We start from the raw sequence: 24,783 nt of genomic DNA on the forward strand, positions 1-24,783 counted from the left end.
CCGGCCCGCAGCTGACGAATCGCGGCACTTCACACCAGTCCACACAGCAGGGGAGCAGCATGACCACGCCCAGCGAACTTGAGGAACTGCGCCGCGAGGTCCGCTATCTCAGGGACCGGCAAGACATCCTCGACTGCGTCAACAAGCAGTCGCGCGGCCACGACCGGCACGACGCCAACCTGATGACGAGTGTGCTGCACGAGGACGCGATCGACGAGCACGGACCCGCCGCGCACATCGGCGCGGACTACGGCCCGTGGGCAAACAAGCAGCACTCGGAGGTGTTCGCCAACCATCTCCACAACATCACGACGCATACCTGTGAGATCGAAGGAGACATCGCGCACGCCGAGAGCTATGTCATCGGCACCATGGTCGGCCGCGACGGCAAGACGCTCGCCTTCATGGGCGGCCGCTACCTCGACCGGCTGGAGCGCCGCGACGGTGCCTGGAAGATCGCCCTTCGGCGCTGCACGATCGAATGGGCCTTCACCGCCAACGCCTCGTTCCTGCACTCCGGCGCCTTCAAGGGCTTCCTGAAGGGCACCTGGGACACCACCGACCTGTCCTACGCCCGCCCCCTGCAACTGGACACCGGCCCCGCCGTCCGCTGGTAGGCGATCCGAGCCTTCGAGGAGATCACGGGCGTCGTCCCGCCCCGAGGCGAACATGATCGTGGGACAGGTCCCGACCTCGTGCCGTAACACGAGCAGCTCGATGTTCTTGGACGCTGACGAACGGCCGAGGAGGACCCGCCAGCCGCACACCCGAGCGAAGATCAGATAGAGCAGGCGGATGGACATAGCTGACCATCATGCCGCCGGCCCCGTACGGCTGCATCGCCTCAGCTCACAGGCCCAGGCGCGCTTCTGGCACCCCACACGCGCACACGGCCGTCACGGCCTGGACTCGCGCGTGGACAGGCATCACCCATTCAAGATCTTTACCTTCACCGAACTTGCCATGGCAGTCTGATCACGGCACCAGTCGGGGGGAACAGAGCCCCTTGCCACGACCCTCAGCTTCACCCGTAGCCAACTGCACCCCGCGACGCTCACACGCGGTGACCGAAAGTCACACGGAAAGGCTCACTTCTCTGTCTCCTTACCGACTACGGCCGGTTGGCGTGGATTCATTTCCCGGCGGCAGGGATTCCGAGCCGTCGGAGCAGAGTCGTTGATGTACGACGTCGAACGCAGTGCCGGTGGAGTTGACACGGACGAACGCGAAACAATCGAGGGGGCGGGTAGAGTTGGCACTCAGGTCGACGGGCGAGATCAGACCGCCCGCATCATAATCGGTGACACCCCGTAGGGCCTTGATGAACCCTTCACGGGTTGGGCAGGTGCCGGCTAGGTCAAGTCCGTGTAGGAACAGGTCGGTGTATATGTAGGCGAGCATGGCGAACTGCTGGTCGGGTTCGATGCTTTCAGGTGCGTAGAGTGTCATTGCATCGCGGTAGCGGTCGATGGCTGGGCCTCCCGCCTCGAACGGACGAAAATACACGGGGATAGACACACCAGCTAGCGCTTGGCCGAACGCGGGAAGAAGGGCTTTGTCATAGCCGGTCAGGGAAACGTCGACGTTCAGGCGTAGGTTCGCGGCACGAGCTGCCTGCGCGATGTCAGCGAGATCCTCTGGCGCGGTGAAGCCGATCAGGGCATCGGCGTGGATAGCCGCGAGCTGGTGGACGATGCGCTGCGGGCTGTCGCTACTGCTCGTGTACGGGATGGGATCGGTCGCGGCGAGTCCGAGAGCGCTGAAGGCATTTTTGTACTGAGTGATGGTCTCCATGGTTAAGGCTACAGTGCCGGTGGTAACAACAGCGATTCTCGTCCCACCGTGGGCCTGGATATAGCGGGCGACCGTTCCCGGAGAGGGCATGTAGAGGTGGGAAAAAAGGTTACGATACCTGTTCCAAGACGGAAGCGCGATACCTACCACGGGGATGCCCTGCGCGTCGAGACGAGCCAGTGAACCTTCGAGCGAGGCGGTAGCTGCCACGAGACCGAACACGGATTCTTGTTGCACAAGATCCTGAGTGGCCAGCGCGTTCTGTGACGAGGAACTCGCGTCATCGCGCCACTGGTAAAAAATCCTACGACCGTGGATGCCACCTTGAGCGTTGGCCAGGTTGATCCGAGCATCCACCCCGGACCGGGCCGAGGAAAGTGCAGTGCTACCAATACCCGAGTCAGAGAACACCAACCCCAGTTTTACCTGGTCGGAGGTGACTCCCGGGCTGTCACAGCCAACCGCCACTGGTCGCTCTTTCCCACTGCCCGGCAAAGTACAGCCAGCCACAACAACGACAATTGCAACCGACACTATCCATCGTATCGACAATCTACCGAAAATCATCGCTTCTCCATGGAATGGCGAAGAGTGGCGACCAGAAATATCCATTTCGCTACTCTGTGGAGTACGTTATGCGCTCCTTGCCGTGTCTGTCGCTGTATTCGGCCGCCCGGCCTGTCGACGCCGGCTTCTCCGGACTCGCGTAACGTACGAAGGGGTATTCAAGGACATGGACGGGGTCCCGGCAGTACCAACCTTAACGAATCGAGACTCTCCCAAGCCCACCGCGCATAGATAGGCGCCCTCGCTGTTTCCTCGGCGGGACTACCGGCACCTCTCCGCGTGTACCGAGATTGGGCATGCCATTTTCCCTCTCCGGCACGGCGTTCACGGATTCCTCGTACGTCGCCTCACCCTCGTTCCGGACGCACCATAGTCAGACCCTGACCCTTCAAGATCGGTAGGGGAGATTTTCGGGATCTCTTCGGGCCCCCTGGCCCATGTGAACGGTTTCAGGTCCTTGATTCCCTGCCCGCCAACAGTAGAGGTGCTCCGGGCGTCCGGGCCGGCCGTAACGTTGGCGGCGGATTGCCAGCCGTTCCTGGGTCAACCGTTCGAGGTAACGTCGGGCGGTTACTCGGGAAATGCCTAATGTTCTGGCAACATCGTCCGACGAGACCGGCGTGGACGCCGCGCGCAGACACGTGACGATGGCATCGAGTGTCACCGTGGTCAGGCCCTTCGGGGCCTTTGGCTGCGCCGTGGGGTCTGGCGACAGCATGGCCAGAGCGGAATCGATCTCGCGCTGGCCTATCTGGCCGGTGACATTATCCGCGACCTGCTGTCGGAATAGCGCATACCGGTGGAGGCGGGCCCGGAAGTCGGCAAAATCGAAAGGCTTCACCAGGTAATGAATGACTCTGTAGGAGACGGCTACTCGGACTGTTGCAAGTTCACGGTCGGCGGTGACGGCGATTATGTCCGGCCCCGCGCTACGGGACCGAATTGACCTACATACTTCAAGGCCAGCCATATCGGACAGGTCGAGGTCGAGTATGACCAGATCATACGAGTTGTGGGTGAGTAGCCGTATGGACTGGCCGCCAGTGAGAGCCACCGCACCAACGGCAAATCCGGAGGTCTTCTCGATGTTCATCCTGATGGACTCGGCATACGACGAGTCGCCGCTGACGACCAGGGTGTCAATCTGGCTTTTTGGTGCGTACCGCGCTCCGGTGGGGTGAGGGCGGCAGACGTATGATGTTGGCATGAATGCGCAGCCTTTCAGCCCGACAGGTGTGTCTGAATCTGCCTGTACGGCGGAGGGCGATGACCTGCGTCGGGGCACTCAATGGATGCGATCTGGTTGTGCATCGAATTCGATCCGGATCAAGGCTGCCGGGTGGCAGCCGGGGCTCGGGCACTCCCCGTCCAAGCCGGTGGCATCGTGGGGGCAGGCGCGTTGCACCGGACATATCGGCGCCGGAGCATGGCGCACGGCACACGGCCAGGTCGTGCGGCGCCTCGCTCACACAATCACGACCTTCGGAAGGATCGTGTGGTGATAGTCCCGGGAGGACAGGGCGTTGTCCTGCCCCGCCAGCACCTCCGGATGCCACTGTCCGACAACCTGGTGTGGGTCTGCCGGGCGGTACTCGTCAGCCTCGGCCGAGGTCCACAAAGCCGGTCTCGTTAGTTCCGGCGGTAGCCGCGTCCACCCGTCGCCGTATGCCGCGTCGATCTGATCCTGGACCAGTCCCACCGCAGTGATGAGGTTCGCCCCGCCCAGCCAGGCGCGGGTCAGGTCCGCCTCGGTCAGCCAGGCGCGGGTCAGGTTCGCTCCGCCTAGCGATGCGCCCGTGAGATCCGCGCCGTCCAGCCAGGCGCGGGTCAGGTCCGCTCCGCTTAGCGATGCACCGGTGAGATCCGCTCCGCTTAGCCGGGCGCGGGTCAGGTTCGCTCCGCCCAACCAGGTATAGCTGAGGTTGGCCTCGTTCAGCGAGGCGCCCGTGAGATCCGTGCCGCCCAGCCGGCTGGCAGTGAGGTCCGCCCGACCCAGATGGGCGCGGCTGAGGTCCGCTCCGGTGAGGTCGGTGTTGCTGAGGTTGCCATAGCTGGCCTGTATGCAGTGCAGGGCGGCGGGACCTGTCAGCTTCGCACCGCTCAAGTCCGCGCGGGGGACACCGTCGAGGACGGACAGACGCCCCAGGACCGCCACCGCGGCGTGGATATCCACGGCAGGGCGCAGCGGAACGACCGGACCGGACACGGCGGGCCGCAGCGTGGGGTCCGTGCTGCGGGTGCGGATGAAGGCGGAGAGGACCTCGACGACCGCGCGCTGGTCACTCGGTGAGTCCATCGCGATCCGCTCCAGGGCGTAGATCCCGCCAAGGCGAGTCGTGTTGTTCTCGCTGCCGAGCCGGTCGACCGCGCGGCCGAAGAACTCCCGGGCACAAAAGTGGGCATTGCTGTCCTTTTCCCGGATGCCCGCTTTCCATGCCTGCGCGTACGCTTGTCGCATCCCGTCCGCGGCGACCCGGTAGCCGGCCAGCGTCGCTAGCGCGACCGACGCAATCAGCAACACGCACTCCACCATCGCCCGAGTCTCCGCTTCTCCGCCGAGGCCAGACGGGTGCATCGAGGCGCGCAGGTAGAAGATCCCCACCGTCGCCAGCGCAGCCCCCGACGCTGCGGCCCCAGTAGCGATCCGCAACCGCCGCCCAGCGACTGGATACTCCACTCTCCTTTCAGTAATCAGAAAGTCGCGCTTAGCGGAAAAATGCATACCAGTTCCCCACTGACACCGAGTCGATCCCGACACGGATGATCTTTCCATATCTGCAATTCGACACCGTGCGTTCGTGTCGGGCAAATGCCTCCCTGACGCTCTCCTCCCAGGCCCGCCGGGGCGGACTCAATCCGACTCCCGAGGCTCGACCGCGTACAGATCGATAGTGGTCAGCGCTGGCACCTGGCTGCCGGCTACCGGCTTTTGCGTCACGACCACCCAGCGCGGCCCGACGGTCCGCCGTCCGCGCCAGGCTGGATCATCGATGGCACTGGGTAATAGCGAGGGGAAAAGCAGGCCCTCCGCCGTCCGCAGGTCCAGGCCGACCACGTTGGGGACAACGACCGTAGCTCGGGTGGCTCTGGTCGGGGCGGCATCTGAAGGGAGCGAAGGGACAGCAGTCTGGGCGTATCGGCGTAACAGCTGTGGTATCCGGTCCGTCGCATTCGCGCTCGCTCCCGGCATGACCCCCGAAGCACCGATGCCTGCCGGCCGCGCGGACGGGCCGGGAAGATTCGCCGCCGCCAGGAGCGCCAGAAGGATTCCGCCGACAACGATCGCGAACTGCTTCCAGACCTGTCGCAGGCACGACGGCGGGAGTCGCGGCCATTCTTTCACCAGTCCGCCCTCCAGCCTAGTTTGATTGTCATTAAAGATTGCATTTCTTAACTCCCGCGCACCGTTTCTGTCAACTCGGAGAATCAGTCGCTTCGACAACGATCCACCGGGACCCAATCTGAGGCTCTCCGATTCTGGAAGTAGGATCGTAAGCCCCAGGGTCATTTGATATGCCGCGCCTCAACGAGGATTGGGAGAGCCTCGTCCGCCGGCGGTTTCAGTAGCGTCGCAGAGCCGCCCAGTATCTGACAACCGGGCTAAGCTGGGTTGGGGTCCCGGGACATCGGACCGGCTGCGACCTGCGGAAACGCAGCGCGCTGGGACGCGGAGATCCTCGGACGCCTTCCGTCGGTAGCATGCTGGCCATGACTTCACCACGGGATGGGGATCTAGGGAGACCCGTCAGGACGGCCTCATCCTCCGAGGAGCTGGGTGAACTCCTCTCTGCACTCAAGCAGCGCAGCGGTCGGAGTTACGAATGGATCGGCCGAAAGGTCAACGCGGGTAGATCCACAGTGCAGCGCTACTGCACAGGCCAGTCCGTGCCAGTAGAGTTCGGCACCATCGAACGCGTCGCGCGAGTATGCGGCGCCGACGGGGACGAAATCGCACGCCTGTTCAGACTCTGGGAAACTGCGGCGTCGATCTCGACGAGCGCCGGCATCGAACTTCCCACCGCAGGCGGCGACCATGAGCACACCAATCCTGTTGAAGGCGTCGAGTACTCAACCTCTCCGGTCTCTCTGGTGCCACCAGCACTCGCAGCCGCGGACGACTCCGCACCAAGACCAGCCACACAGAATGAGCACAGCCGGCTTCGCGGCGCACGCAGAGCCGGCTGGAGATGGAACCGCCGGAGTATATCCGCCACGGCCATCATCGTGGTGTTGTTCTCCAGCGCGGTCGGTACCGTACTCGTTCTCGCCATGATTCTCGCGCGTGAACCTGGCGTCCGGCCGCTCGGGCGCCCGTTGGCCGACCAGGCCGGCTGGGCGTTGTCCACCGCGTTCTCCCCCGACGGGAAAGTAATGGCTAGCAGTAGCAGGAAAGGCGGAGTGTGGTTGTGGAACATGGCCGATCCCGCCACGCCCGTCCGAATCGATCCTGCGCTGACCGGCCCACGCGACGGGGTGACATCACTGGCGTTCTCGCCAGATGGGAGTCTTTTAGCCGGTGGCAGCTGGGACGGGTCCATATGGTTGTGGGACATAACCGACAGCGGGGCTTCCAAGCCGGCCGGCCGTGCGCTGACCGACGACTCGGGACCGATATGGTCGGTAGCATTCTCCGCGGATGGCCGCACGCTCGCATCCGGCAGCGACGATACGACGGTGCGACTTTGGGACATGACCAACCGCGCCAGGCCGTGGCAATTCGTGCGGCTGAGCAGCGATATGGAGTTCGTGACATCGGTCGCGTTCTCCGCGGACAACCGCCTCCTAGTCGCCGCCGGCTTCAGTAGGACCATCGCGATCTGGGATATGGCCGACCGTGGGGCCCCTAAACGGCTGGCCCAATCCCTGTCAACGCCCGCCACTACGTACGTGGCCGCCTTCTCCCCCAATGGACGGCTCCTTGCCACCGGGAGCACCGATGGCTTGGTGCGACTTTGGGACCTCGCCGTTCCAGAGGACCCCCATCCGATCGGGAGACCGCTCACCGGGCATACCAACCGCGTCTGGTCACTCGCATTCTCTCCGGATGGCGGCACCCTCGCCAGCAGCGGGTTCGACAACTCCGTGAGACTGTGGGACGTGACCGACCTGTCCAACCCGGAGCCCATCGGCGCGCCACTCACCGGCTACCAGGGCTGGGTTCTCTCGGTGCGCTTCTCCCCGAACGGCCGCGTGCTGGCAAGCACCAGCAGCGACAGCACCATCCGCCTATGGTCGCTACCCTGAACGACATTATGGCCACGATAGGCCATGTGAAGATCGTCCGGTCACCGGATGCGCTTGTGGGGTGCCAGAAGTCTTCTTGGGTCTGTGAGCTGGGGTGATGTGACAGCGCGGCGGTCGGCATGGTGGTCAACTGTGTCCGTGTGACTGCTCTATCTGATCTTTGTTCGGGTCTGCGGGTGGCTGGTTCTCCTCGGTCGTTCGTCGGCGTCCAAGAACATCGAGCTGCTCGTGCTGCGGCACGAGGTCTGAGGTGCTGTGTCGTACCCAGCCCAAGCCTCGGGGGGACTGGGCGGACCGGGCGGTCCTCGCCGCACTGATCCAGCTCCTGCCCAAGACGCTGCGAGCACACCGGCTGGTCACCCCCGGCACCGCCCTGCGGTGGCATCGTCCTGCGGTGGCACCGTCGTCTGATCACACGGAAATGGACCCACCCGCAGCGGACGGGACGACCACCGGTCAGCACGGAGATCGCGACCCTCAACGAACGGTTCGCGACCGAACACGACGTGGGGCTACCAGCGGATCCAGGGCGAGCTCCTCATACTCGGCCCCCGGGCCAGCGCCTCCACGATCCGCCGGGTCCTGACGTCCCTCGGGCTGCCCCCGGCACCGAAACGCCAGACCGACACGACGTGGCGACAGTTCCTGCGCACGCAGGCATCGACCATGCTGGCCGTGGACTTCTTCCACGCCGACTGCGCCGTGACGCTGCAGCGTCTGTACTGCTTCTTCGTCCTGGAGATCTGCACATCCTCGGGGTCACCGCCAACCCCGACGGACCATGGACCACCCAGCAGATCCGCAATCTCCTCATGGACCTCGGCGACCGGACGGCCGACTTCCAATTCCTGATCCACGACCGCGCCGGACAGCTCACCACATCCTTCGACGCGGTTCTCACCGATGTCGGTATCGACGCGGTCGAGATCCCACCCCGGACTCTGCGGGCGAACACCTACGCCGAACGGTTCGTCCGCACGGTCCGAACGGAAGTCACCGACCGGATGCTGATCGTCGGGGAGCGGCACCTGCGCACCGTTCTGGCCGAGTACGCGGCCGACTACAACGGACGACGCCCACACCGTGCCCTCCAGCTCCAACCACCCTGGCCCGACCACCCCATCGCCGACGTCACGACGACACGGATCAAGCGCCGACCCGCCCTCGACGGCTTGATCAACGAGTACGAACGGGCCGCCTAAAACCCCAGGCCAGCGCCGATGGCCCAGTTCTGGCACCCCACAGGTTGATCAGCGAGTATCGCAACGCCGCCTGCCGGGGAAGACCGCATCAACCGCGTAAGGCCAGCTCACAGGCCGAATCGGGGTTCTGGAGCCCCACACGCGTCCATCAGTCGGCGGAAGACCTCGCGGGCCGCGTCCCGGAGCACGGCGGCGATTGCGAGGCTGATCAAGATGCCGAGTGCTCGCCGGGGTTGCCTGATCTGGACCCAGCATCTTATCGAGCAGCAGAATGGTGCCGTAGTCCGCCGCTTTGGCCTTCGGAAGTTAGCGCGTGAACTTCTTCGCCAGTGGCCCCGTCATCGCGGAGGAGCTGTGGAAGCGGCTGGCGCCGCTGATCCCGGTCCGAGCGGGCCGCGTGCCAGGCCCGCTCGGGACCACAACCTTGGCGATGCCCGCATCGTGCGCTCGGAGGTAGTACGGCCACCACGAACCCGGCATCGAGACCAGCCCGGATCCAGAACCGGCCCCTTTCGCCGAACCCGTGTCCACGATCTGTCCAGCGATCTAGCAGAGCGTCGGTGCGGCACCCCCGTGGGCAGCCCAACGGTCATCCCGGACTGGTGTTCAGTGGGCCTTGTCGAACGCTTCGACGATGGTCGACGCGATACGGCCCCGGTCGCTCACTGTGTAGCCGTTGCTGCGCGCCCACTCGCGGATGTCAGCGGTGCGGTCGGCACTCGCAGAGCGCGGCGAGGAGGCGCGCACGCCGCGCCGTCCGCTGCCCGCGCGGCCACCGGAACGGCGGCCCGCCGTGACGAACGAGGCCAGCGCCTCCCGCAGCTTTGTGGCGTTCGTCTCTGACAGGTCGATCTCGTACTGTGCGCCGTCCAGTCCGAACCGGACGGTCTCGTCGGCGGTCTCTCCACTGAGGTCGTCGATCAGCGAAACGACGGTCTTCTGCGCCATGAGTATTCCCCGTTCCTACTCGCGGACCATGTATCCGCGATGTATTGCGTACCGTATCGCGTGACTGTCCGGATGGGTCTGCCGCAGCCACCGAGATCGGCTAAATATGATGAGAAAGGCTTCCTCCTTGGGAGCGCCGCATCCAGCTTGTGGAACCCGTGGGCGGTTCGTGGGGCTGGAAGAGGGGTCCGAGTGTAGGGCACTCTCAGCCGCGATGGACCGGCATCGCCGGGTGTGACAGCCCTGATGCAAGCCACTGCTGATCGTGTCCGCTGACCGGATGAACCGGCCGGGAGAGGGAGGCCGGTCGCCACGCGAATGACTGTGGTTGGCGAGGTTAGTCGGTTTCGGTGACGGTCATGGCGATGGGGAAGTGGTCGGAGTAGCCGGTCTCATCGACGGCGGCGCCCATGCCGCCGAAGGGACGGGGCCGCGGGTAGTCGCCGGTGTGGACCAGCTCGGGGAAGCGCAGGATCTGCACGCTGTCGGGGTTGGCGTGCAGGGGGCTGGTGGGGCGGGCCATGGTCGCGTTGACGAGGAACTGGTCGAGCAGGTTCGGTTCGTTCTGGAAGTAGAACGTGCCCCCCGGGGCGCCGGCGGCGGGCCACATCAGGTTCCAGAACCGCGGCGTGTCCGCGTTGATCACCCGGGTGGCCTGCCGGGTCGAGAGGGCGTGGGCGACGAGGGAGGTGTCGAACGGTTCGTCGTTGAAGTCGCCCATCGCCAGCGCGGCGGTGTCCTGGCCGTGTTCCTCGCGGACCCGCTGGTGGAAGTAGGCCAGGGTCTCCCCGGCGATGGCCCGGTAGCCGGCGGACTCGTACTGCCCCCGGACCGGGACGGCCAGTGGTTCCCGAACACCGCCCATGTTCGCCCGGTGTGGGTCTGGAAGTTGACCTGGACGATTTCGCGGGTGGCGTTGCGGCGCATCACCACGTGGAAGAACACCTGCCCCGCCGGGGCACCACACCGAGCGGGTCGGCCTCGTCGGGCACGAAATGCAGCACCGCGATCAGCGTCAACGCCACCGGCCGAGACAGGTCCAACGTGTCTCGGACCTCCTTCGAGGCCAGGATCCGCTCCGGGATGCGGGAAGATCGCGTTGAACCGTTCCGGCGCGCCGTGGCCATGCCACTGTGGACCCCATGACCCGGTGGTGGCGGTGGCGCCGTTGCTGCGGACGCCGGCGCTGCTCGGCTGTGTGGCGCTGGGCGCCGCCGGCGCCGGCGGGCTGGTCGCGGCCGTGGCGGCCGGAACGACGGGGCCCGGGAACGCGCCGGGAACGGCGGCGGTCGAGGCGGCCATGTTCTACGCGTACACAGTGGTGCTGGTGGCGCTCACCTACCGGGTCTCGACGTGGATGCTCGGCGTGGTGTGGGAGATCGACCGCTCGCGGGCGGCCCACGCCAGCCTGGCCGTGGCGGAGGAGCGGCTGCGGTTCGCCCGGGACCTGCACGACGTCCTCGGCTACAACCTCTCACTGATGGCGGTCCAGAGCGAACTCGCCGCGCGCCTGGCCGACCTCGGCGCGGAGCTCGCGGGCGCCCAGTCGCTGTTGCGCTCGGCCGGCGTGGCCTGCCAGGTCACCGGCGCGGCCAGCCGGGACGGCCGTGAGCAGGCCCTGCCTCCCTCCGCGCAGGCCGCGCTGGGGTGGGTCGTCCGGGAGGCGACCACCAACGTGATCCATCACAGCGAGGCCACCACCTGCGCCATCGACCTCGAGGTACGCGACGGCCCCGGTCACGCGCGCACCGCGGTGCTGCGGATCACCAACGACGGCGTTCCGCCAGTCCCGGCAGGCGCCACCAGGCCAGGCGGCTCACCCCCCGCTCCCGGGGCGGGCAGCGGCCTGGCCGGCATCGAGGAGCGGCTCGCCGGCCTGGGCGGCGTTCTCACCGCGGCCCGGGAACCGGGTGGCTCCTTCGTCCTGGAGGCGCGGCTCCCGGTCCCCGCCGACGCCGCGCACGGCGCGGCCCCGGTCGGGACACCGCCGCCCGCGCGGGGCGCGGCCATCGTGCTGGAGGCGGGCTCATGATCAAGGTGCTGCTCGCCGATGACGAGAACCTCATCCGCGGCGCGCTGGCGGTGCTGCTGTCCATGGAGGACGACATCACGGTGGTCGCGCAGGCGGCATCCGGGCCGGAGGCGCTGGCGACGGCCCGGCTCCACCGCCCCGACGTCGCGCTGCTCGACCTGCAGATGCCCGGCCTGGACGGCATTGCCGTCGCCCAGGCGCTGCACGCCGACCTGCCCGCGTGCGCCAACGTGATCGTGACCAGCCACGGGCGGCCCGGCTATCTCAGGCGGGCGCTCGCCGCCGGAGCGCGCGGCTTCCTGCCCAAGACCGTGTCCGTGCAGGTGCTCGCCGACGTGGTGCGGGTGGTGCACGGCGGCGGCCGGTACGTGGACCCGGAGCTGGCGGCCGAGGCGATCGCGGCCGGGGACAGCCCGCTGACGCCGCGCGAGGCGGAGGTGCTGGAGCTGGCCGCCGGCGGCGCGCCGGTGGAGGAGATCGCGGCACGGTTGTCGCTGTCGCGGGGCACCGTGCGCAACTACCTGTCGTCGGCGGTCGCCAAGCTGGGCGCGGTCAACCGGCACGAGGCCGTCCAGCTCGCCCGCGTCCGCGGCTGGATCTGACCGGAGGCGGCCCCGCGAGGGATCATGCCCGCGCCGGCGGGCCTACTCGCGGACGCCGGCCAGCTCGGCGGGGCGGCGACGCAGCAGCAGCGCGGCCGGGATCACGCTGGCCAGCACGGCCGTGACCAGGCAGGCCAGGACGATCCCGGCGAGCGGAGCCCAGGGCACGGCCAGCGGCACGGACGGCGCGATGTCGGCCAGGCCGTGGCGGGCACCGAGTGCCGTGACCGCCGTGACGACCGCGGCCAGCAGCACCCCGATGCAGGTCACCAGCACCGCCTCGGTGCCGACCACCCACAGCACCTGACGGCGGGTGGCACCGGCGAGCCGGATGGTCGCGAACTCCCGTGCGCGGTCCCGGGTCGCCATCACGAGGGTGTTGGCGATCGCGATGCCGGTGTAGACGAGCGACAGGCCGAGCATGGCGACCGACGCCTGCCGGTTCACCCGTGCCTCCTCCTCGCCCGCCGCCGAGAGGTAGCTCCCGGTGTCGACCACCGTTCCGGCACCGGCGGCGGCAGCCGCGCGTACCTGTTCCAACGACGCGTCCGGTGCCAGCCGCAGGTAGACGACGTCGGCCCCCGGGAGGGCGTGGCGGTCGCGCAGCCGCGACGGCAGCAGGACGGTCTCCGAGAGGTCGAGCTGCCTCTCGAAGACGGCCACCACCCGCAGCCGTGCCGGCGTCGAGTCACCGAGCCACAGCTCGGCCGTCTCGCCGAGCTCCCAGCGACCCTCCGGAACGGCGACCGTGTCGGTGCCGGCGAGGTCGGCCAGCGATCCCGCGACCAGGGGGACGTCGAGTACGGCGGCGAGGTCCGCGCCCGACGCGTAGTAGCCGGTCCAGCCCTCCGGCTCGTCGCCGTCCCGAACGTAGACCCGGCTCTCGGTGACGGGAACGGCGGCACTCACCCCGGGGACCTCGCGCAGGGCGGCGACGCTCGCGTCGGGCAGCCCCTTCCCGGTGACGGGCATGGTGAGTGCCTCGGCCGTGATCCGCTCCCGTGCCGCGTTCTGCGTCGCCGCCTGCAGGGTGCCGAGCCCGGTCAGGGTGGAGCCGGCAATCCCGACGGTCACCAGGATCGGCGCCGCGGTCGCCGCGGTGCGCAGTACGGCCGCCCGCGCGCCATGGCCGGCGAGCAGGCCCACCGCCCCCGACGACCCCGACAGCGGGGCACTGAGCAGCGACACCAGCGGCGGCACCACGAGCGGAGCGAACATCGCGCAGGCGACGATCAGGAACAGCGCCGTGATCATGATGAGCGCGACGGCGTCCGCGCTCGGGTTCGCCACCAGCACCGCGACCAGCGGCACGCAGCAGCCGAGAGCGAGCAGGCCGGCCAGCGCGCGCGCCGTCGTCATCGGCCGACGGTCCACCGCCGCGTCGCGCAGCGCCTCGACCGGGCGCACCCGCCCCGCTCGCCGCGCCGCCACCCAGGCACCGAGCAGGGCCACGCCCAGCCCGGTCCCGAACGCGGCGGCCACCGGCCAGAAGACGAACCGGGCGGTGAAGTCGCTGGGCACGAACCCGGTGCGGGCCAGGCGCGCGGCGAAGTCCGGGGCGATCGCGGCTCCCAGGGCACCGCCGGCCAGCGAGGCGAGCACACCGACGGTGAGGGCCTCGCCGAGCACGATCCGAAAGACCTGGCGGGGCGTGGCGCCGGCGGCCCGCAACAGGCCGAACTCACGGCGCCGGGCCGTCACGGCGTAGGCGAACGTCCCGGAGACCACGAAGATCGACACGAAGCCGGCGAGCCCCGTGGTGGCGGCGAGCAGGGCGACCGCCTCCGTCCGCCGCTCGGCGTCGGGGTCCGGCTCGGCTCGGCGCCGGTCGTCGCCGGTGAGCACCTGAACGGAGCCGTCCTCGAGCGCGGTGTCGCCGACGACGGCGCGGGCGGCGTCGGCCAACGACATGACGGCGGGCGTGCTGGCGCCGGCTGGGCCGGCGCCCGGCGCGTTCAGCGCGACCGCCGCGACGCGGCCGTCGGCGAGCTCCTCGGCAACGGCGTCGGCGGTGTACAGCGCCGCCGGGGCGTCGGTGCGCAGCACACCGCTGACCACGAAGCGCTCCACGCCGCGCCCGGTGACGACGGTGATCTCGGCTCCGGGACGGTGGGCAGTCGGGGCGCTGAGCACGACGTCCCGAGCACCACGGGGCGGCCCGCCCGCGACCCACCCGTAGGCGTGCAGGGCGGCGGCCGACCACGGGCGGACGGTGTCACCGGGCGCGCCGGGCGCCGTCGCGTACGCCGCGAAGTCCAGCACCAGGGAAGCGTCCAGGCCGGCCAGACGGTCGCGCAGGCCGCTCGGCAGCCCGCGCGCGGTGGCGGTACGCAGCGAGGCCGTCTCCCGGTCCTCGCCTGAACCGGTGGTGACACTGACAATGCCGCCACCCGCCACGACCACGTCGGCATCGACGTACCAGGTCGGGCGGCCCCCGCCGCCCCCGACGCTGCTCACGAGGGTCAGCGCCATCGCGGCCAGCAGCGCCACGCCGAGCGTCAGCGCGACGAATGTGCCCACCAGGCTGCCCTTGCGGGCGCGGACGGTGTGCCAGACCAGCCGGATCATGGCCGCTCACCCACCGGCCCGGTCAGACGCCCGCTCGGCGGCTCACCCGCTCTGGCGCGCGTCACGGCCGCTGCCGTGGCCTCGGCCGCCTCGGCCGCCTCGGCCACGGGCTCGAGGCCGGCCAGCCGGGCGGCGACCGTCCGCGGAGTCGGATCGCGCAGCTCGCCCGCGGGCCGACCGTCGGCCAGGAACACCACCCGGTCCGCGTGGGAGGCGGCGACCGGGTCGTGCGTCACCATCACGATGGTCTGACCGTCCCGGTCGACCAGTCCGCGCAGCAACGTCAGCACCTCGCGGCCGGTCGTCGAGTCCAGCGCGCCGGTGGGCTCGTCGGCGAACAGCACCGACGGACGGGTCACCAGCGCCCGCGCGATCGCCACCCGCTGCTGCTGGCCGCCCGACAGCTCCGCCGGCCGGCGCCGGCCCCGGTCGGCCAGGCCCACCGCCTCGAGCACCTCCCGGACCTCGCGCCGGCGCGGCCGCCGTCCGGCCAGCCGCAGTGGCAAGGCCACGTTCAGCTCGGCGGTCAGGGACGGCACCAGGTTGAAGGCCTGGAAGACGAAGCCGACCCGGTCCCGGCGCAGCACGGTCAGCGCGTTCTCGCTCAGCCGGGCCAGGTTCTCGCCGTCGAGGAAGACCTCGCCCGCCGTCGGCCGGTCCAGACCCGCCGCGCACTGCAGCAGCGTCGACTTGCCCGAGCCCGACGGACCCATCACCGCGGTGAAGGTGCCGCAGACGAAGGCGAGCGTGACGTCGTCGAGCGCCGTCACGGCGGCGGTCCGTCGGCCGTAGACCTTGCTGACGCCGCGCAGCGCCACCGCCGCCGTCATGCCGACACCTCCCGCCGGGTGAGGAACCACTGGGCGACGAGCAGGTTCGGCACCCAGCACAGGAACGGCACGACGTGGTAGGCCCGACCGAACGCGACGTCGGCGTCGGTGCCCGCCAGCCCGGTCTGCGTGGCGATCAGCACCCCCAGCCACAGCCGCAGGGTCACCGCGGCATAGGTCAGGGCGAACGCCCGCAGCGCCCAGCGCCGGTGGGCGGGGACGTCGCGGTGGCGGATGGCCCGCCACGCCGCGACGGCGAAGCTCACCCACAACAGCGCCAGCAGACCGAAGCCGGCGGTGCCGACCGGGCCCGCGAGGTTCACCGACGACAGCACGGCTCCCGCGACCCCGGCGACCAGGATGGCGCTGAGCGTGATCCGTCCGGCCGTCCGATGCAGCCTGGGTGCTCGGGCTCTCACCCGCGCGGAGAGCTGGACAGGCGAGAGCAGCAGGGCGAGTCCCCCCAACGCGACGTGCAGGTAGAACGCGATCTGGATCGGCGTCGGCCGGTCGACGTAGTTCAGCGCCAGGTCGCTGTCCTGCTCGGCCAGGGCCGTCAGGGACGTTGTCAGGTAGGGAAGCGGGGCGAACAGCGCGATGGCCACCGCGCTGAGCGCGAACCACCAGGCGGCGGCGTGGCCCCGGCCGCGGGCGGGGCCGGTGGAAGAGGCCAGGGTGGACATCGGGTGCCTCCGGGACGGGTTCAGGGGGCGGGCTCTGAGCAGGCTTGGAGCGGCTCGGGGCAGCTCTGGGGGGGGGGCGGACAGGCTGTGGACCGGGCTGGCCGTGGCGGTCTGCCTGCGCTGGGCGACCAGCGCCTCGGTCAGGGTCGCCGGGCGGGGGACCGGGGGTCGACACCCTGGCGGGTCGTATCGGCCCGCGTCTGGTCACCCTCGGCGTCACCCGCGCGGGTGACGCTGGCTGCCCGGCCTGGGGATGGCGTCACGGCCGCGAAGCCGGTCACGATGGGCTGTGTCCTCGGCCATGGTCGCTTCCGACGTCCTGTCCGTCCCGCCCGGCCCGCTGCCCCGGGAGGGCGCCGCCTCGCCCGGAGCCCGTCCGGGCCATCCGCTGTGGCGCGCGCGCCCGTACCGGGCCGACGTCTGGCTGGCGATCGGCCTGGCGGTCGCGACGATCACGGTGACACTGGTCTCGTCCGGTCGGGCGCCCTACCACCCGCCGGACGCGGTCACGGCGGCGCTGGCCGCGGTGTCCGCGCTGGCGCTGGCCTGGCGGCAGGCCGCGCCGCTCGCCGCGATGGCGGTGACGTCGACGATCGTCGCGGTCAACGCCGCGGCCGGCTACGCCGTCGTGGCCGTCCAGTGGCCAGCGTGGCTGGCTCTGTTCGGCTGCTTCTCGGTGGGCGGCCGTGGTGTCCGGATCGCCAGCACCGCGCTGTGCGTCATGGCCGTCGGCGGCTACGCCCTCTTCGACCGCGGTGCCCTGACGGTCGAGGACATGGCCGGGATCACGATGTCCTTCCTCATCGCGACGGTCGGCGGCGACGCCGCGCGCAGCCGCCGCGCGGTCGCCGCGGCGCAGCACGCCCAGGTTCGCGGCGAGGCACGGGAGCAGGCGCTGGCCGCCGAGCGCCTGCTGCACGAGGAAAGAGGCCGGCTGGCGGGCGAGCTGCACGACGCGCTGGGCCACACCGTGAACGTGATGGTGTTGCAGGCGGGCGTCGCGCGGCGGCTGTTCGCGGAGAACCCGGCCTTCGCCCAGCAGGCGCTCGCCGACATCGAGAACGTGGGCCGGGAAGCGCTGGGCGAGCTGGACCGGATGCTGCGGGTGCTGCATCCGGTCCAGGACCCGCGCCAGGGCGACGGGGGCCTCGACGTGAGTGACGACGACCCGGACGACGCCCACGGCCAGGCGGGCGCCCAAGGACTGGCGGCGCTCGCCGACCGGATCCGCGCCACCGGGCGGGAGGTGGACCTCGACGCCGAACCCGTCGACCTGTCGGCGGGCAGCGAGCGGGTGCTGTACCGGATCGTGCGGGAGGCGCTGACCAACGCCGTCCGGCACACCGACACGGGACGGATCCGCGTTCGGGTCAGCCGGGTCGCCGACCAGATCCGGGTCGAGGTGTTCAACGAGGGCGCCGGGTTCGCCTCCCCGGTGCCGGGCCGGGGGCTGATCGGCATGCGGGAGCGGGCCCGGCTCGAGGGCGGGTCGTTCGAGGCCGGACCCGTCGAGGGCGGCTTCCGGGTGCTGGCCACCCTCCCGACGCACCCGGCCACCGGCTCGTGATCACCGTGCTGCTGGCCGACGACGACGGCCTGGTGCGCAGCGGGCTGCGGGCGTTGCTGGACGCCGAGCCGGACATCTGTGTCGCCGCCGAGGCGGCCACCGGAGAGGAGGCGGTGCTGGCGGCACGCAGCTACCGGCCCGACGTCGTGCTCATGGACGTGCGCATGCCCCGTCGGGACGGAGTCTGGGCGACGTCCCAGATCACCAGCTGGCCGCATCCTCGGCCGCGGGTCCTGGTGCTGACCACCTTCGACGTCGACAAGGTGGTCGAGGACGCCCTCGCCGCCGGCGCCGACGGCTTCCTGCTCAAGCGGGCCACCCCTGAGCAGCTGATCGACGGCATCCGGGTGGTCGCCGGGGGCGACGCGCTGGTCGCCCCCGCGGTGACCCGCCGGCTGCTGGTCACGCTCGCCCGCCGTCGCGTGCCCGACCGCGAGCTGCTGACGCGGGCCGACCAGCTGACCGACCGGGAGGCGGAGGTGCTGCGGGCACTGGCCGAGGGCAGGTCGAACACCGAGATCGCGGCCGTCCTGAACCTGTCGGTCGAGACGGTCCGCACCCACGTCAAGCGGATCCTCAGCAAGCTGGGTGTCCGGGACCGCACCCAGGCGGTGGTGTGGGCGTACCGCGCCGGGTTCGTCGACATGACGGCCCCCGGCCCCTGACCCGCACACCGCCCACCTTCCCCCCGGCGACCTGGGCCATCCCGGCTTCGAGCGGTTCATGCACCGGATCACCATCGCCGGTGAGGTGCCCGTCGGTGTCGACGGCCGCCCGTCGCAGCCCCGCGAAGGCAGGGCCTTCTCTTGACCTCGGCCTGCTGTCGGCCCGGGCGTGACCTACCGCCCCGGGGCCCGGGGGAGCGGACCCGTTCACCGCTCTGACGGTCAGGGCACGCGGGCGATGCCGCCGTACCAGCTGACCTGGGCGTCGGTCGGCTCGACCAGTTCGAGCCCATCGAAGAACCCCTCGACCTCGGCGCGGGTCCGCGTGGTGAGCGGGCGGGATGCCCCGCGCCCGGTAGATCTCGACGAGCCGCCCGGCTTCCTGCGGGGCGACGTCCGCCGTGCAGTGGGTGAGGGCGAGATAGCTGCCGGGCGCCAGCGCGGAGAGGCGGACCTCGGGCGAACCGATGATCTTCTCGGGTTCGCGCAGGTCGGCGTCCAGGTACGCGGTACGGCCCTCGGGGGTGCTGGTGAGCAGCGCCCGGGCGTGGGCGAGGACGATCAGTACCATCCTCGGATTGCACATGCAATCCGAGGATGACCGTCTTGCTGTGCTCTGGTACATAGACGGCGCGGCGCTTCCTGCTCGGCCGACAGACCCAAACGTCCCGGACGGCCACGCCCCGTGCGTTCGATACACGCTCTGGTACTGCGCTTGGCCCACGAGAACCCCTCATGGGGGTATCCCCGCATCCACGGCGAACCAGCAGCGCTCGGCATCAAGATCGCACCCTCCACCGTGTGGTAGATCTTGAAAGAGCTACAGTATCGAGCCCCTCCCCGAACGCGACCACACCACCTGGGCCGCCTTCCTACGATCCCAGGCACGTACGGGTCCTCGGCGCCACAGCGCACCCCACCGCCGCCTGGGTCACGCAACCCGCCCGGCACCAGGCCATGGACCCCGAAGACGCGGGGGCACAGGCAAAATATCTGACCCGCGACCGCGGCAGTGCGTTCCGGTGGCACACCCACCACCACGCCGCACGCCATCACCACGTCGCCCACCTACCAGTACGGTCCGCGGACGAAGCACCGTAATCTGGGGGTCCTCGGCTCTTGGTTGCCTCCCGGCGGGATCGTAGGCCCCCCGGCCCACAGCGAGCGCGGAGAGATAACCTGAACATCACTGATGATGTTGGGAGGGCGGGGCGTGAGCGACACTCCGACGGGTCACCGTCGCTGGAAGACCCTGGTAGACAAGGTGGACAGGGCCGAGCTACGGACCGACGCCCCGCACTCTGCGCGCATGTACGACTACTATCTTGGCGGGAAGGATAATTTCCCGGCCGACAGGGAAGGCGCCGAACAAGCCATCGCCGTTTTCCCGACTTTGCGTGATGCCGCTCGAGAGAACCGGGCCTTCCTGGTCCGCGCGATCCGGTATCTGGCCAGTGAGGTGGGCATCCGGCAGTTCCTGGACATCGGGACGGGCATCCCGACCAGCCCGAACCTGCACGAGGTCGCCCAGGGCATCGCCCCGGACGCCCGGGTGGTCTACGCCGACAACGACCCGATCGTCCTTGCTCACGCCCGGGCGTTGCTGACCAGCACCCCCGAAGGGCGCACTGTCTACCTCGACGCCGATGTACGCAACGTTGATCAAATTCTGGCCGCCCCGGCGCTGCGCGACACCCTCGATTTGACCCGCCCTGTCGCGCTGTCGCTTCTCGCGGTCTTGCCCTTTGTCGAGGGCGACGCACCCTACGCCATCGTCCGCAGCTTCCTCGATGCTCTTCCCGCTGGCAGCTACCTCGTTCTCAGTCACGGCACCGCCGACCTCGATCCCAGCGCTCGACGCATCGAGACCAGCTACCGTGAGCGGGGCCTGGAGTGCCAGTTCCGTAGCCGCGCGGAAGTGGAGCGGCTGTTCGACGGACTGACGCTGGTCGATCCAGGAGTGCAGGTCATCCACCGGTGGCGCCCTGACGGCACCGCGGAACACCTGTCCGATGCCGAGGTCTGCGGCTACTGCGGGGTAGGACGCAAGTAGCCCACAGGGACTCTGTTGGGCGTTGTTGCATCGACGAAGTCCGCTATTACACACCCGTCGATCATGAATGGTCGACGGGTGTGTCGACGTTGTGTCCGGCCCGGGGTTCCACCGTCCGCCGCACACGCATCCTCGGCGGGCTGATCAACGAGTACCGCAACGCCGCCTGACGACACCCCCGGACGATCACGTCAGCCACAGAAGACCAGCTCACAGGCCGAAACCCGAATTTCGGACCCCCACAGGGTCAGCCAGCAGGCAGCTAGGAAGAGTGACTATGGCAGCCCCCGGAGGTCAGCCTGAATGCCCTGGTTCGTGATTCCCTGGTGAGGATTCCAGCGCGCCGCGGTCATGGTCTCCGTTGGCGTGTCGCTCTGGTCGCGGCCACGTGCCATGGGGGTCGAGGCGCGGCTGTATGCGACGCCCGATGCAGATGAGCGCGCTCAGTTCGCAGGGTGTGAGGACGTCGATGAACAGCTCGCAGACGGTTCGGACGTGGCCGGGGACCGCAGCCGCGAGCCCAGCGTAGCCGGCCTCGGTGAGAGTGAACCGCCCCGCTGGGAGGACGTGCGTTCCTGGAGGATGTCGATGGCTGGGTGGACCGGTGGCACAAGGCCGGCGGCGCGCCGGCTGGTCGTCCCGTCGCGCTGCACGACTACCTGGGTCTTGGACCCATCGAGTACGCCCTGTGGGTGGAGCGGCCGAGTTCGTTGCGGTTCGTCACCGAAGCGCGCAGGGCCGGTCGACGGGTCGATGACATCACCGGACTCGCCTCGATCGCGGTGGAGGAGGCCAACGACGACGACGCGGAGGCACAGAGGCTGGTCGCGTGGTTACGTGCGACGCGCCGGATTCCCACCGACCACACTGGCTGATCGCACCGGGAACCCCCGGGATCTAACACGTAAAGCAAGCAGTATCACGAGATACTACGCGGTCAGCGTATCCAGCACGCTCGCCCATTCCCGTGCGGTACGCGGCGGCCCAGCCAGCGCCACACCGAACGTGACCATCGACACGCCCTGCTCACTTCCCAGCGCTGCACCACCGGCATCAGGCATGACGCCAACATGCCGATCACACCATCCACAGTCCGATCCCACTTCGCCATCACGCCGATGCTCCTGCCCTCCCCGCCGCGGGCTATCCCTACCCCCACCTGGTTTGTCGGGAGTCCACCCAGGTGGTCATGTACGCGGCAACGATCTCGGCGGCATAGCCACCCAGCCATCGCAGGCAGGACCGGTGACCTCGGTCCGGACCGTGCGGACGAACCGCTCAGCGTAGGCGTTCGTCCGCGGGGTTCGGGGTGGGATCTTGACGGCGGTGATGCCGGCGCCGGCGAGGACCGCGTCGAACGATGCGGTGAACTGGCCGGCCCGGTCACGGACCAGGACCTGGAAGTCGGCCGCCCGGGCGCCGAGGTCCATCAGGAGGTTCCGGGCTTGCTGGGTGGTCCACGGTCCGTCCGGGTGGGTGGTGACCCCGAGGATGTGGACGGTGCGGGTGCCGACGTCCAGGACGAAGAAGCAGTACAACCGCCGCAGCGTCACGGCGCAGTCCACATGGAAGAAGTCGACCACCCGGTGGCCGAGCTTGAGGAGCTCGCCTGGATCCGCTGGTACCCCCATGTCGTGTTCTCGGTCGCGAGCCGTTCAATGAGGGTCGCGATCTCCGTGCTGACCGGTGGTCGTCCCGTCCTGTGGGGGTGGGTCCATTTCCGTGTGATCAGACGGCGGTGCCACCGCAGGACGGTGCCGGGAGTGACCGGTCGGTGCGCTCGCAGCGTCTTGGGGAGAACCCTGATCAGTGCGGCGAGCACCGCGCGGTCCGCCCAGTCCCAGCGAGGCTTGGGCTGGGTACGGCGCAGCACCGCGACCTCGTGCCGCCGACAGACGTCCGGCTCCGATCGGTAGGTGCCTACGGGGCGCCTGAACCTCGACTTGAGTGTGACCTGCCGACGGGCGGGAGCTGGATCTTACTAGACCTGGGAGTACGAGGGCAGCGCGGCCACCGCGCTCGACCAGTTCGACGCCCAGGTCGACCGCTGGTCGGCCGGGGTGCGCGACCTCCGCCTACGCACGAAGCCCGCCCATTCGTCAGCCCCGCGAGCAGATCATGGAACGTCTTCTCCCCGAGATCTCGACGAGCGTCATGGCCCGGCCGCGCGAACCGGCGCATCCGAGTTTGCCCTGCCACGGGTGCGGTTCGTCACCAGACCGGTGAACATGCGGAAATTGGGTTGCCGTCCGGAAAATTGGGCAGGCCTCATGCAACTGGATAGCGCGTCATGAGCTGGAAGCAACGATGTGACGATTTTCGAGGCTCTGACCACGGGCCTGAACGACACTGATCGAAACCTGACTCTCGACGTGATCCGGCAGAGTTTCGACGATGGCCAGGCAGCCGCGCGGCAAGGACGTCCACACCGCAACGTCGAGGAGATCACCCGGCGGCGCCGGTCCGCTCAGTCCTCCCGGCCGACGGTCGTCGGCGACCGCGCGGAGGCGGCACGGTGCGGTGCCTGATCCGGCCGACGGACGGTTTGCGGCAGCTGGTGTAGGCCACGAGCCACCGGCTTTTTGCCGCGGAGCAGAATCGCGCGGTTAGGCTTGCGAGGTGGATAATGCGCCGGCGCCGGAAGGGACCGGGCCGGCACGTGACGCGGGCCCCGACCAGGCTGCCTCGGTATTGCTCCGCGCCGAGCCGGAGGAGCCCTTCGACCGGCTGACCCGCCTGGCGGCAGTCATGCTCGGCGCCCCGTTCGCCTTCGTCATGGCGATGGACGACGGGCGTTCCTACTGGAAGTCCCGTGCGGGTACGGCGGCGGGCGACCTCACCGGTCGGCAGATCGCAGCGGCAGACAGCCTCTGCCGCCTGGCGGTCGGCACGGGTCTGCCGCTGGTCGTGCCCGATGCCGGCCGCGACGATCGCGTCCGGGGCGATTCGCTCGTCCGGTCGGCCGGTATCAGGGCATGGGCCAGCTTCCCGCTCCGCGATCCGAGCGGCCGCACGCTCGGTGCCTTCGGAGCGGCCGACGTCCGCCCCCGGCTCTGGACGGCCCGTGACCTCGAGCTGCTGGAGACCCTCGCCCAGGCCGTGTCGGGCGAGATCGCGCTGCGTCACGTCGCGGCGGCCGCGACCGCGCTGGCCCGGACTCTCCAGCAGAGCCTCCTCCCCCCGGAGGTTCCGGAGATCCCCGGCCTGGAGGTCTCGGCCCGTTACCGCCCGGCGGGCGAAGGCGCCGAGGTCCTGGGCGATTTCTTCGACGTGTTCCAGACCGGCCGTACCAGTTTCGGCGTGGTTCTGGGCGATGTCGCCGGCAAGGGGGTCGAGGCGGCCAAGGTGACCGCGCTGGCGCACTACACCATCCGGGCGGCGGCGAGTCGCACCCGTGATCCGGCCGCCATTCTGAACCAGCTCAACCGGGCGCTGCTCACCCAACATCCCGACAGCGAACGGTTCCTCACCGTCGCATACATGGCCGTGGACCGGTCCCGGCGAAATCGGACCCTGGCCCTCTGTTCGGCCGGGCACACTCCCGTTCTGCTCCGTGGGCGCGACGGCACGGTGACCCCCATCGGCTCCCACGGCCTGGTGCTCGGCGTCTTCGAGGACCCGGAGCTCACCACCAGCCGGCCGAGATTCGGTCCCGGTGACACCATCCTGCTCTACACGGACGGCGTCACCGAGGCCCGCCGTGGGAACGACCAGTACGGCGATGATCGGCTGCGGGCGCTGCTCGCGGCCACCGATCCGGCCGCCGGCCGCCTCACCGCGACGATCGAGGCGGCGGTGCTTGATTTTGCCGACGGGCCGCCCCAGGACGATATTGCCATCCTCGCAATCCACTTCCCGGATATCTCGTCCGTGGCGATGAAAACGGTCCGTTCGAGGCTGCGGTCCCGGCGGCGACCACGGCGGCCGTTCACGCGCCGTGGCACGCCGACCGTGTGAAGGGCCCCGGCCAGGGCGGCGGACGACGGGCCGCCGAAAGTGTCCAGACCCGACAGCGAGTGGTGCCGGCC

18 protein-coding genes and 6 pseudogenes are annotated in these 24,783 nt (G+C 69.3%); 12 read left to right on the plus strand and 12 right to left on the minus strand.

The annotated features are described in order from the left end of the window. The first annotated feature begins 59 nt into the window (after nucleotides 1-59). The gene (locus FRANEAN1_RS02515) at nucleotides 60-617 is read left to right on the plus strand and encodes a nuclear transport factor 2 family protein (protein ID WP_020458173.1); all 558 of its coding nucleotides are present in this window, start codon (nucleotides 60-62) and stop codon (nucleotides 615-617) included. A gap of 72 nt (nucleotides 618-689) precedes the next feature. Here the strand turns inward: FRANEAN1_RS02515 and FRANEAN1_RS42925 are convergent. From FRANEAN1_RS42925 to FRANEAN1_RS02525, 4 genes and pseudogenes are all read right to left on the minus strand, one after another. Further along, a pseudogene (locus FRANEAN1_RS42925) lies at nucleotides 690-803 on the minus strand (integrase catalytic region); the annotation flags it as partial. A gap of 301 nt (nucleotides 804-1,104) precedes the next feature. After that, nucleotides 1,105-2,262, minus strand: coding sequence for an ABC transporter substrate-binding protein (locus FRANEAN1_RS02520; RefSeq protein ID WP_347176954.1), 1,158 nt, complete (start codon nucleotides 2,260-2,262; stop codon nucleotides 1,105-1,107). A 487-nt stretch (nucleotides 2,263-2,749) separates the two neighbouring features. Further along, nucleotides 2,750-3,568, minus strand: a complete 819-nt coding sequence (locus tag FRANEAN1_RS38035; RefSeq protein WP_020458175.1) for a response regulator — start codon at nucleotides 3,566-3,568, stop codon at nucleotides 2,750-2,752. A 258-nt stretch (nucleotides 3,569-3,826) separates the two neighbouring features. Continuing rightward, nucleotides 3,827-4,882, minus strand: coding sequence for a pentapeptide repeat-containing protein (locus FRANEAN1_RS02525; RefSeq protein ID WP_347176955.1), 1,056 nt, complete (start codon nucleotides 4,880-4,882; stop codon nucleotides 3,827-3,829). A gap of 1,187 nt (nucleotides 4,883-6,069) precedes the next feature. Here FRANEAN1_RS02525 and FRANEAN1_RS02530 point away from each other — a divergent pair. Then, a complete protein-coding gene (locus FRANEAN1_RS02530; RefSeq protein ID WP_347177195.1) occupies nucleotides 6,070-7,605 on the plus strand; it encodes a helix-turn-helix domain-containing protein in 1,536 nt (511 codons plus the stop codon). A 144-nt stretch (nucleotides 7,606-7,749) separates the two neighbouring features. Continuing rightward, nucleotides 7,750-8,807: pseudogene (locus FRANEAN1_RS02535) on the plus strand (integrase core domain-containing protein). Between the two features lie 606 nt (nucleotides 8,808-9,413). On the opposite strand, the gene FRANEAN1_RS02545 reads toward FRANEAN1_RS02535, so the two are convergent. The 3 genes and pseudogenes from FRANEAN1_RS02545 to FRANEAN1_RS38040 all read right to left on the minus strand — a co-directional run. After that, a complete protein-coding gene (locus FRANEAN1_RS02545; protein ID WP_020458179.1) occupies nucleotides 9,414-9,755 on the minus strand; it encodes an Lsr2 family protein in 342 nt (113 codons plus the stop codon). 337 nt (nucleotides 9,756-10,092) lie between these two features. Next, a complete protein-coding gene (locus FRANEAN1_RS02550; RefSeq protein ID WP_347176956.1) occupies nucleotides 10,093-10,620 on the minus strand; it encodes a hypothetical protein in 528 nt (175 codons plus the stop codon). 88 nt (nucleotides 10,621-10,708) lie between these two features. After that, nucleotides 10,709-10,837: pseudogene (locus FRANEAN1_RS38040) on the minus strand (SAM-dependent methyltransferase); the annotation flags it as partial. Nucleotides 10,838-10,914: 77 nt separating this feature from the next. Between FRANEAN1_RS38040 and FRANEAN1_RS02555 the strand changes: the two are divergent. Both FRANEAN1_RS02555 and FRANEAN1_RS02560 read left to right on the plus strand, forming a co-directional pair. Continuing rightward, a complete protein-coding gene (locus tag FRANEAN1_RS02555; RefSeq protein WP_347176957.1) occupies nucleotides 10,915-11,787 on the plus strand; it encodes a histidine kinase in 873 nt (290 codons plus the stop codon). Further along, the gene (locus tag FRANEAN1_RS02560) at nucleotides 11,784-12,389 is read left to right on the plus strand and encodes a response regulator transcription factor (protein WP_020458182.1); all 606 of its coding nucleotides are present in this window, start codon (nucleotides 11,784-11,786) and stop codon (nucleotides 12,387-12,389) included. Before FRANEAN1_RS02555 ends, FRANEAN1_RS02560 begins: the two co-directional genes overlap by 4 nt. Nucleotides 12,390-12,431: 42 nt before the next feature. Here FRANEAN1_RS02560 and FRANEAN1_RS02565 read toward each other — a convergent pair whose 3' ends face one another. Genes FRANEAN1_RS02565 through FRANEAN1_RS02575 form a run of 3 tightly spaced genes read right to left on the minus strand, consistent with a single transcriptional unit; the run spans nucleotide 12,432 to nucleotide 16,470 of the window. Continuing rightward, complete coding sequence (locus FRANEAN1_RS02565) at nucleotides 12,432-14,957, minus strand: FtsX-like permease family protein (RefSeq protein ID WP_020458183.1); 2,526 nt, start codon at nucleotides 14,955-14,957, stop codon at nucleotides 12,432-12,434. Next, nucleotides 14,954-15,787: an ABC transporter ATP-binding protein gene (locus FRANEAN1_RS02570; protein ID WP_020458184.1), complete on the minus strand. Its 834-nt coding sequence runs from the start codon at nucleotides 15,785-15,787 to the stop codon at nucleotides 14,954-14,956. Before FRANEAN1_RS02570 ends, FRANEAN1_RS02565 begins: the two co-directional genes overlap by 4 nt. Then, nucleotides 15,784-16,470, minus strand: a complete 687-nt coding sequence (locus FRANEAN1_RS02575) for a DUF2306 domain-containing protein (RefSeq protein ID WP_020458185.1) — start codon at nucleotides 16,468-16,470, stop codon at nucleotides 15,784-15,786. Before FRANEAN1_RS02575 ends, FRANEAN1_RS02570 begins: the two co-directional genes overlap by 4 nt. A 301-nt stretch (nucleotides 16,471-16,771) precedes the next feature. Here FRANEAN1_RS02575 and FRANEAN1_RS02580 point away from each other — a divergent pair, with 301 nt between their 5' ends. Next, nucleotides 16,772-18,037: a histidine kinase gene (locus FRANEAN1_RS02580; protein ID WP_157472286.1), complete on the plus strand. Its 1,266-nt coding sequence runs from the start codon at nucleotides 16,772-16,774 to the stop codon at nucleotides 18,035-18,037. Continuing rightward, nucleotides 18,034-18,702 (plus strand): response regulator transcription factor, encoded by a 669-nt coding sequence (locus FRANEAN1_RS02585; protein ID WP_041253634.1) that lies wholly within the window; start codon nucleotides 18,034-18,036, stop codon nucleotides 18,700-18,702. The genes FRANEAN1_RS02580 and FRANEAN1_RS02585 overlap by 4 nt, the downstream gene beginning before the upstream one ends. Before the next feature lie 222 nt (nucleotides 18,703-18,924). Here the strand turns inward: FRANEAN1_RS02585 and FRANEAN1_RS38050 are convergent. Beyond that, nucleotides 18,925-19,264, minus strand: a pseudogene (locus tag FRANEAN1_RS38050) (SAM-dependent methyltransferase); the annotation flags it as partial. An 87-nt stretch (nucleotides 19,265-19,351) separates the two neighbouring features. Between FRANEAN1_RS38050 and FRANEAN1_RS42930 the strand changes: the two are divergent. The 3 genes and pseudogenes from FRANEAN1_RS42930 to FRANEAN1_RS02595 all read left to right on the plus strand — a co-directional run. Continuing rightward, nucleotides 19,352-19,710 (plus strand): annotated as a pseudogene (locus FRANEAN1_RS42930) (integrase); the annotation flags it as partial. A gap of 205 nt (nucleotides 19,711-19,915) precedes the next feature. After that, entirely contained in the window at nucleotides 19,916-20,755 is an 840-nt protein-coding gene (locus FRANEAN1_RS02590) for an SAM-dependent methyltransferase (RefSeq protein WP_020458189.1), read from the plus strand. A 596-nt stretch (nucleotides 20,756-21,351) separates the two neighbouring features. Continuing rightward, entirely contained in the window at nucleotides 21,352-21,630 is a 279-nt protein-coding gene (locus tag FRANEAN1_RS02595; protein ID WP_020458190.1) for a hypothetical protein, read from the plus strand. 369 nt (nucleotides 21,631-21,999) lie between these two features. Here the strand turns inward: FRANEAN1_RS02595 and FRANEAN1_RS42935 are convergent. Continuing rightward, nucleotides 22,000-22,628 (minus strand): annotated as a pseudogene (locus FRANEAN1_RS42935) (transposase); the annotation flags it as partial. Nucleotides 22,629-23,064: 436 nt separating this feature from the next. On the opposite strand from FRANEAN1_RS42935, the gene FRANEAN1_RS02605 reads away from it, so the two are divergent. Together FRANEAN1_RS02605 and FRANEAN1_RS02610 are read left to right on the plus strand one after the other, a co-directional pair. Then, complete coding sequence (locus FRANEAN1_RS02605; RefSeq protein WP_020458193.1) at nucleotides 23,065-23,283, plus strand: hypothetical protein; 219 nt, start codon at nucleotides 23,065-23,067, stop codon at nucleotides 23,281-23,283. A 91-nt stretch (nucleotides 23,284-23,374) separates the two neighbouring features. Continuing rightward, complete coding sequence (locus FRANEAN1_RS02610) at nucleotides 23,375-24,712, plus strand: GAF domain-containing SpoIIE family protein phosphatase (RefSeq protein ID WP_020458194.1); 1,338 nt, start codon at nucleotides 23,375-23,377, stop codon at nucleotides 24,710-24,712. Nucleotides 24,713-24,783: the final 71 nt, after the last annotated feature.

This window comes from Parafrankia sp. EAN1pec (assembly GCF_000018005.1).
Classification (GTDB): Bacteria; Actinomycetota; Actinomycetes; order Frankiales; family Frankiaceae; genus Parafrankia; species Parafrankia soli.